Annotated in this window: 7 protein-coding genes; 4 read left to right on the top strand and 3 right to left on the bottom strand. The window is 60.3% G+C overall.

What is annotated here, in order from left to right; genetic code table 11:
- Positions 1-78: 78 nt before the first annotated feature.
- The 3 genes from AACY50_RS12000 to gap all read right to left on the bottom strand — a co-directional run bounded on the left by AACY50_RS12000 (position 79) and on the right by gap (position 2,880).
- Entirely contained in the window at positions 79-1,044 is a 966-nt protein-coding gene (locus tag AACY50_RS12000) for a FecR family protein (RefSeq protein ID WP_339430954.1), read from the bottom strand.
- A 124-nt stretch (positions 1,045-1,168) separates the two neighbouring features.
- On the bottom strand, positions 1,169-1,687 hold the full coding sequence (locus AACY50_RS12005; RefSeq protein WP_339430953.1) for an RNA polymerase sigma factor: 519 nt from the start codon (positions 1,685-1,687) through the stop codon (positions 1,169-1,171).
- 191 nt (positions 1,688-1,878) lie between these two features.
- Positions 1,879-2,880 (bottom strand): type I glyceraldehyde-3-phosphate dehydrogenase, encoded by a 1,002-nt coding sequence (gene gap, locus AACY50_RS12010; protein WP_339430952.1) that lies wholly within the window; start codon positions 2,878-2,880, stop codon positions 1,879-1,881.
- 220 nt (positions 2,881-3,100) lie between these two features.
- Here gap and edd point away from each other — a divergent pair, with 220 nt between their 5' ends.
- From edd to AACY50_RS12030, 4 genes are all read left to right on the top strand, one after another.
- Positions 3,101-4,927, top strand: coding sequence for a phosphogluconate dehydratase (gene edd, locus AACY50_RS12015; protein WP_339430951.1), 1,827 nt, complete (start codon positions 3,101-3,103; stop codon positions 4,925-4,927).
- Positions 4,924-5,883, top strand: coding sequence for a glucokinase (locus AACY50_RS12020; protein WP_339430950.1), 960 nt, complete (start codon positions 4,924-4,926; stop codon positions 5,881-5,883). The genes edd and AACY50_RS12020 overlap by 4 nt, the downstream gene beginning before the upstream one ends.
- 114 nt (positions 5,884-5,997) lie before the next feature.
- The gene (locus AACY50_RS12025) at positions 5,998-6,729 is read left to right on the top strand and encodes a response regulator (protein WP_221730715.1); all 732 of its coding nucleotides are present in this window, start codon (positions 5,998-6,000) and stop codon (positions 6,727-6,729) included.
- On the top strand, positions 6,719-8,188 hold the full coding sequence (locus tag AACY50_RS12030; protein WP_339538603.1) for an ATP-binding protein: 1,470 nt from the start codon (positions 6,719-6,721) through the stop codon (positions 8,186-8,188). The genes AACY50_RS12025 and AACY50_RS12030 overlap by 11 nt, the downstream gene beginning before the upstream one ends.
- Positions 8,189-8,391: the final 203 nt, after the last annotated feature.

Here is an 8,391-nt window from a genome sequence, read left to right on the forward strand (position 1 = left end):
CGTCCGAAGATGCGAATCAATTGCATTGGCTATAACGAGACGAACGCGCTTTGGCTATCGAGTAAAAATAATTCTCATTTAGTTCAGGATCACCAGCGCCGGGAATTCCTGCAGGCGCGCCGAGGTGATGTGAGCGAGGGAACGCACCACGTCCAGTGGCTGGTCGAGGCGGTAATTGCCAGTCACGGCGACATCAGCCAACTGCTCGTTGGTGTTGATGATCCAGCCCGGATAGTAGCGGCGCAGTTCGGCCAGCACCTGATTCAGCGGACAGTTCTCGAACACCAGTCGGCCTTGCACCCAGGCCAGATCGGTCGATGCATCAAGTTTGGCCGGGCGGTCGAATCCGTTGGGGCCGATGCGAATACTTTCACCGGCAGACAAACGCACCCGGGCATCGTTATGCGTAGCGCGCAAATCGACATCGCCGCGTTGCACGTTGACCTGCGCTACGCCGTCCAGGTAACGCACGGCGAAGGCGGTGTCATGCACGCTGGCCTTGACCGGGCCTGCGTCGATTTCCAGCGGTTGCTTGCGGCTGCCGGCAACCTCGAAAAACGCCTCGCCCTGGAACAACCGCGCGACGCGCTGTTGATCGTTGATGGTGCTGGAGAATGCCGAATTGGTGTTGAGCAGGACTTTCGAGCCGTCCTCCAGTTGCAGACGCTGACGCTCGCCGACCACGGTCAGGTGATCGGCCTGGATGCGCAGGGGCACATTGCTGAAACTGAACAGACCGAGCAGCAATACCGCAGCGGTGGCCAGTGGTTTCCAGTGTGGACGCAGACGGCTGAGGACGCTGACTTTCGCAGGCGCCGCCGCCAGGGTTTGCGCGCACTGAGCGATCTGCGGGCCATCCCAGATCGCCTGGGCTTTGGCGAACGCCTCGGCATTCAACGGATCGGCCGCCAGCCAGGCATGAAATTGCCGGGTCTGTTCCTCGTCCGGGCTGCCGAGCACGATGAGCCAGTCCAGTGCCTGGTCCATTGCGTTTGCAGCGTCCCGCGCCGATTCCGGCGAAGGCGAGCGGTGGGTGTCCGTCACGGTGTTTCCTCGGCAGTGTCTGCGCACGGCTGTTTTTTTAGTGAAGCGTAAAAGTCGGGCAAGGGTAACAAAGCACAAAGCTCAGTGCAGTCGAACCTGGCGCTTACGGAAAGAGCCTACAGCCTCAGTCGCCATTCAAGCGTTCGGCGACACCGATGCAAATGGTCATGATCAGTTTCAATTCTTTTTGCACGGTGCTGAGCGACACCTTCAGTTCGTCGGCGATTTCCTGATAGCTGTGCCCGTGCAGACGGCTGAGGATGAAAATCTGCTGCTGACGGGGGCTCAATTGACTGAGACTCACGTTCAAGCGTTCGAGCAATTGTTCGGCGTGGGCGGCGTCTTCGGCGCTGCTGGCAGGGGCGGCGATGCTGTGCACGACGTCCTGCGGCACGTCATCGACCATGGTGCGCGAATGGATCTTGCGCGCACGCAAATGATCCAGCGCCAGATTGCGCGCGGTCTGGAAGACAAAGGGTTCGAGGTGGTCGATGGCCCGTTCGCTCAGCGCCCGCGTCACGCGCAGGTAGGTTTCCTGCAACAGGTCTTCAGCGGTGCTGTGATTGTTGACCATCCGTTCCAGCGTGCGCAGCAACGAAGTGCGCTGGGTGAGGAAGACATGGTTGAAGCGCGATTGACTCACGGGAGGACCTGATCCATTTGAGGCGAATGATAATGCTTATCATCCAGTCAAATGGTCAAGCCTTGATTTCAGATTGAAATCGCCAACCTGCGGGAGCGGGCTTGCTTGCGAAGGCGTCGTGTCAGGTGACTCATCGATCGATTGAACCACCGCTTTCGCGAGCAAGCCCGCTCCCACATGGGGAGTGCGGCTTACTCCGCGTTGCACAACGCCAGGCAGTTATCCAGCATGCGGTTGGAGAAGCCCCACTCGTTGTCATACCAGGCCAGCACCTTCAGCAGTTTGCCGCTGGATTTGGTGTGGTTGGCGTCGAAGATCGACGACAGCGGGTTGTGGTTGAAGTCGCTGGAAACCAGCGGCAAGGTGTTGTAGCCGAGAATTTTCGAATGCTGGCTGGCAGCCTTGAGCAGCGCGTTGACTTCCTCGGCGCTGGCTTCTTTCTTCAACTGCACGGTCAGGTCCACCAGCGACACATTGATCACCGGTACACGCACGGCCATGCCGGTCAGTTTGCCGGCCAGTTCCGGCAGCACCAGGCCCACCGCTTCAGCGGCGCCGGTTTTGCTCGGGATCATGTTCTGCGTGGCCGAGCGCGCGCGGTACGGGTCGGTGTGGTAGACGTCGGTCAGGTTCTGATCGTTGGTGTAGGCATGAATGGTAGTCATCAGGCCGCTTTCGATCCCCAGCTCGCGGTGCAACACCTGCGCCACAGGCGCCAGGCAGTTGGTGGTGCACGAAGCGTTGGAGATGATCTGGTGCGACTGGCGCAGAATGTCGTGGTTCACACCATAGACCACGGTGGCGTCGGCGCCTTTGGCCGGGGCCGAGATGATGACTTTGCGCGCGCCGGCAGTAATATGCGCGGCGGCTTTGGCACGGTCGGTAAAGAGCCCGGTGCATTCGAACACCACGTCAATTTTTTCCGCCGCCCATGGCAGTTCGGCCGGGTTGCGAATGGCACTGACGGCAATGCGGTCGCCGTTGACGGTCAGGCTTTCGTTGTCATGCGCCACTTCGGCGTCGAACGTGCCATGAACGGTGTCGTATTTGAGCAGATGCGCGTTGATCGAGCTGTCGCCCAGATCGTTGATGGCGACGATCTGCAAATCCTGTCGGTAGCCTTGGGTATACAGTGCGCGCAGGACATTACGGCCGATGCGGCCAAAACCATTGATTGCGATTCGAAGAGTCATGAAACAGCGCCGCCGTCGTTTTGTTGTTGGAATTACAAGATTATTCGCATAAAAATAGAAAACAAGCCTTTTTAGTGGCAATATTTTGTTTTATCTACAACGAGTGACCTGAATCAACTGGTCCGAATGATCAAAAACACCGTCTGTCATTCCAACAACAACGGTGTTTGATCAGCATAGACAATCAGGTCGCCACATCCGTTAGCCTGGAGTTCTACACATGCATCCCCGCGTCCTTGAGGTCACCGAACGGCTTATCGCCCGCAGCCGCGCCACGCGTCAGGCTTACCTTGCACTGATTCACGGCGCCGCGACTGACGGGCCGATGCGCGGCAAGCTGCAATGCGCCAACTTCGCCCACGGCGTGGCCGGGTGCGGCAGCGAAGACAAGCACAGCCTGCGGATGATGAACTCGGCGAATATCGCCATTGTTTCTTCATATAACGACATGCTCTCGGCGCATCAGCCGTACGAAGTATTTCCGGAACAAATCAAAAATGCCCTGCGCGAAATCGGCTCGGTCGGCCAGTTTGCCGGCGGTACTCCGGCGATGTGCGACGGCGTGACCCAAGGCGAGCCGGGCATGGAGTTGAGCCTGCCGAGCCGCGAAGTGATCGCCATGTCCACGGCGGTGGCGTTGTCGCACAACATGTTCGACGGCGCGCTGATGCTCGGCATCTGCGACAAGATCGTGCCGGGCCTGATGATGGGCTCGCTGCGTTTCGGTCATCTGCCGACAATCTTTGTGCCGGGCGGGCCGATGGTCTCGGGCATATCCAACAAGGAAAAAGCCGACGTCCGGCAGAAGTACGCCGAAGGCAAGGCGACCCGCGAAGAGCTGCTGGAATCGGAGATGAAGTCCTACCACAGCCCGGGCACCTGCACCTTCTACGGCACGGCCAACACCAATCAGTTGCTGATGGAAGTCATGGGCCTGCACCTGCCAGGCGCCTCCTTCGTCAACCCGAACACACCGCTGCGTGATGCGCTGACCCGCGAAGCGGCGCATCAAGTCACGCGTCTGACCAAGCAGAACGGCAACTTCATGCCGATCGGCGAAATCGTCGACGAGAAGTCGCTGGTCAACTCGATCGTCGCCCTGCACGCCACCGGCGGTTCGACCAACCACACCCTGCACATGCCGGCCATCGCCATGGCGGCGGGCATTCAATTGACCTGGCAAGACATGGCCGACCTCTCCGAAGTCGTGCCAACCCTCAGCCACGTCTATCCGAACGGCAAAGCCGACATCAACCACTTCCAGGCGGCGGGCGGCATGTCGTTCCTGATCCGTGAACTGCTCGAAGCCGGGCTGCTGCACGAAGACGTCAATACCGTGCTCGGCCATGGCTTGAGCCAGTACACCAAAGAGCCGTTCCTTGATAACGGCGAACTGGTCTGGCGCGAAGGCCCGATCGAAAGCCTCGACGAAAATATTCTGCGTCCAGTGGCCCGTGCCTTCTCCTCGGAGGGTGGTCTGCGGGTGATGGAAGGCAACCTCGGACGCGGCGTGATGAAGGTGTCCGCCGTGGCGCTGGAAAACCAGATCGTCGAAGCACCGGCCATGGTGTTCCAGGATCAGCAGGACCTGGCCGACGCGTTCAAGGCCGGTTTGCTGGAGAAGGATTTTGTCGCGGTGATGCGCTTCCAGGGGCCGCGTTCCAACGGCATGCCGGAACTGCACAAGATGACGCCGTTCCTTGGCGTGCTGCAGGATCGTGGCTTCAAAGTCGCGCTGGTGACTGACGGGCGCATGTCCGGCGCCTCGGGGAAAATCCCGGCGGCGATTCACGTCAGTCCTGAAGCTTATGTCGGTGGGGCTTTGGCGCGGGTGCAAGAGGGCGATATCATCCGCGTCGATGGCGTCAAAGGTACTTTGGAACTCAAAGTGGACGCCGAAGAATTTGCCGCGCGCGAACCCGCCAAAGGCCTGTTGGGCAACAACATCGGCAGCGGTCGCGAACTGTTCGGCTTCATGCGTATGGCCTTCAGCTCGGCGGAGCAGGGCGCCAGCGCCTTCACTTCTGCCCTGGAGACGCTTAATTGAAACTGGCTTTGGTCGGTGACATCGGAGGCACCAACGCGCGGTTTGCGTTGTGGAAAAACCAGCAACTGGCATCGGTTCAGGTGCTGGCCACAGCCGACCACGCCAGCCCGGAAGAGGCAATCAGCCTGTACCTGAGCGGCCTCGGTCTGGCGCCGGGTTCGATCGGTTCGGTGTGCCTGTCGGTGGCCGGCCCTGTCAGTGGCGATGAATTCAAGTTCACCAATAATCACTGGCGCCTTAGCCGCACGGCGTTCTGCAAGACCTTGCAGGTCGAGCAACTGCTGCTGATCAACGACTTCTCGGCGATGGCGTTGGGCATGACCCGATTGCAGCCCGGCGAATTCCGCGTGGTGTGCGAAGGCACGCCGGAGCCGTTGCGTCCGGCCGTGGTGATCGGCCCAGGCACAGGCCTTGGCGTCGGCACCTTGCTCGATCTCGGTGACGGTCGTTTTGCCGCGTTGCCGGGCGAGGGCGGTCACGTTGATCTGCCGTTGAGCAGCCTGCGTGAAACCCAGTTGTGGCAGCACATCCATAACGAGATCGGCCACGTCAGCGCGGAAACCGCATTGAGCGGCGGCGGCTTGCCTCGGGTTTACCGGGCGATCTGCGCGGTGGATGGGCATGAGCCAACACTCGATACGCCGGAAGCGATCACCGCTGCAGGATTGGCGGGTGACCCGATTGCCCTGCAAGTGCTGGAGCAATTCTGCTGCTGGCTCGGGCGTGTGGCCGGCAACAACGTGCTGACCACGGGCGCGCGCGGCGGGGTATTCATCGTTGGCGGCGTGATTCCACGCTTTGCCGATTTCTTTGTCCAAAGCGGTTTCGCCCACAGCTTTGCCGACAAGGGTTGCATGAGCGATTACTTCAAGGGCATTCCGGTGTGGCTGGTGACAGCGCCGTATTCCGGCCTTGTCGGTGCCGGTGTGGCCCTCGATCAATCGATTCGGGCCTGAAACACGGCCAGAAATGTGGGCGCGGGCTTGCTCCCACAATGGTTCTGTGGTGTTTGTACGTTCGATGCTTGAGGCATAATCCGCCCCAATTCCAACAACAAGGATGCCTTCGAAGTGAGCTCAGTCAACAAGTCGATTTTGTTGGTCGATGACGACCAGGAGATACGCGAGTTGCTGGACACCTACCTGACCCGCGCCGGGTTTCAGGTCCGGGCCACAGCCGATGGCGCCAGTTTTCGTCAGGCGCTCAACGAGGCGCCGAGCGATCTGGTGATCCTCGATGTCATGCTGCCCGATGAAGACGGTTTCAGCCTGTGCCGCTGGGTGCGTCAGCATCCGCGTCAGGCGCAGGTGCCGATCATCATGCTCACCGCCAGTTCCGACGAAGCCGATCGAGTGATCGGTCTGGAACTGGGCGCCGACGATTACCTTGGTAAACCGTTCAGCCCTCGTGAGCTGCAAGCACGGATCAAAGCCTTGCTGCGTCGGGCGCAATTCGGTCAGGAGCGCAGCGGCAGTGAAGTGCTGGCCTTCGATGAATGGCGGCTGGACATGGTCAGCCATCGGCTGTTCCACACCGACGGTGAGGAAGTGATTCTCTCCGGCGCCGATTTCGCCTTGCTCAAACTGTTCCTCGATCACCCGCAGGAAATCCTCGACCGCGACACCATCGGCAACGCCACCCGTGGCCGTGATCTGATGCCCCTCGATCGTATCGTCGACATGGCGGTCAGCCGTTTGCGCCAGCGCCTGCGCGATACGGAAAAACCGCCGCGACTGATCCGCACGGTGCGCGGCAGCGGCTACCAATTGGCAGCCAATGTGGTTGCCGGCAATGGTCACTGAGTCCCTGCGCAAGCTCGCAGCCAGAGCGCCGGTGCCGCGTTCGCTGTTGGGGCGGATGTTGTTGCTGACGCTTCTGGCGATGCTGTTCGCCCAGACGTTGTCGAGTGTGATCTGGGTATCGCAACTGCGTGCCACGCAACTGGAAGGCTTGGTCACCAGCGCCCGCAGCCTGGCGCATTCGATGACGGCCAGCGTCAGTTATTTCCGTTCGCTGCCGGTGGCGTATCGGCCGCTGGTGCTCGACCAGTTGCGCAGCATGGGCGGCACCCGTTTTGTCGTGACGCTCAACGACAAACCGCTGGGCATGGACGTGTTGCCGGTCACGCCGCGTAAAGCCGCCGTGATGAAAACCGTGGATGAAGTGCTGCGTCAATCGCTGGGACAGGACACCGACATTTCCGTGAGTTTCGTCAGCCCCGAGGATCTGCGGATTTTCAACGCGGGGCTCAAACTCGATGAGTTGCCGCGCTCCTGGGCGCATTACGCGCTGACGCTGGAGCCGGTCAATCCGCCCGTGCTGGTCACCCAGATTCAAATGGCGCCGGGCGAATGGCTGTATATCGCCTCCTTGTTGCCCGAGCCCTACACCAGTCTTGAAGAGCAAGGCCTGCCCTCGCAGCAAGTGTGGTTCATCGTCCTCACCAGCGGTTTTCTGCTGTTGTTCATCGGTTTGCTGGTGCATTGGCAAAGCCGACCGCTCAAGCGCCTGGCGCGGGCCGCGCGGGAGATGTCGCTGGGCGCCGATGTCGAACCGGTGGCCGAGGGCGGCGGCAGTGAAGTGGTCGAGGTGGGCCGTGCGTTCAACGCCATGCGCGAGCGCATCAGCCGTTATCTGACCGAACGCAGCCAGTTGTTCAGCGCGATTTCCCATGACCTGCGCACACCGATCACCCGCCTGCGCTTGCGCGTCGAGTTGCTGGAAGACGAACAGTTGCAAGCCAAGTTCGGTCGCGATCTCGACGAGCTGGAGTTGCTGGTCAAAGGCGCATTGCAATGCGTGAAAGACACCGACATCCACGAGAACATCGAACCGGTGGATCTCAATCATGTGCTCGATTGTCTGGTGGAGCCGTATCTGGCACCGAACGGCAATGGCCGCGTGACCCAGAACGGACGAGCGCTGGCGGCGTATCCGGGCAAACCGTTGGCGCTCAAGCGTTGCATCGGCAACCTGATCGACAACGCGTTGAAGTACGGACAGAACGCGCATCTGCACATCGATGACGACGAGCATGCGTTTGTCCTGCACGTCGACGATGAAGGGCCGGGCGTGCCGCAGCAGCGCCTGGAGCAGGTGTTCGAGCCGCACTTCCGCTTGGCGGGGCAGCAGCAGGGTTACGGATTGGGCTTGGGGATTGCGCGCAACATCGCCCATAGCCATGGCGGTGAGGTGACGTTGCAGAATTTGCGTGAGGGTGGGTTGCGGGTGACGTTGCAATTGCCGCGCAGTGCCGACTAGATAGACCGCGTTATCGTTCTTCGCGAGCAAGCCCGCACACAGGTGACTGTATTCCATCTGGAGAAACGCGGTCCCCTGTGGGAGATTCTATGGTTCATGCCTAGCCCCTAAACCGCTTTAGGTGAGTATTCGCTCTGGTTTTTCAACAGAGCAAATACCACCCGGGCAAGCTTGCGGGCTAGTGCGACCAGTGCTTGGGTAGT

The sequence above is a fragment of the Pseudomonas sp. RA_15y_Pfl2_54 genome, assembly GCF_963971015.1.
Classification (GTDB): domain Bacteria; phylum Pseudomonadota; class Gammaproteobacteria; order Pseudomonadales; family Pseudomonadaceae; genus Aquipseudomonas; species Aquipseudomonas baetica_A.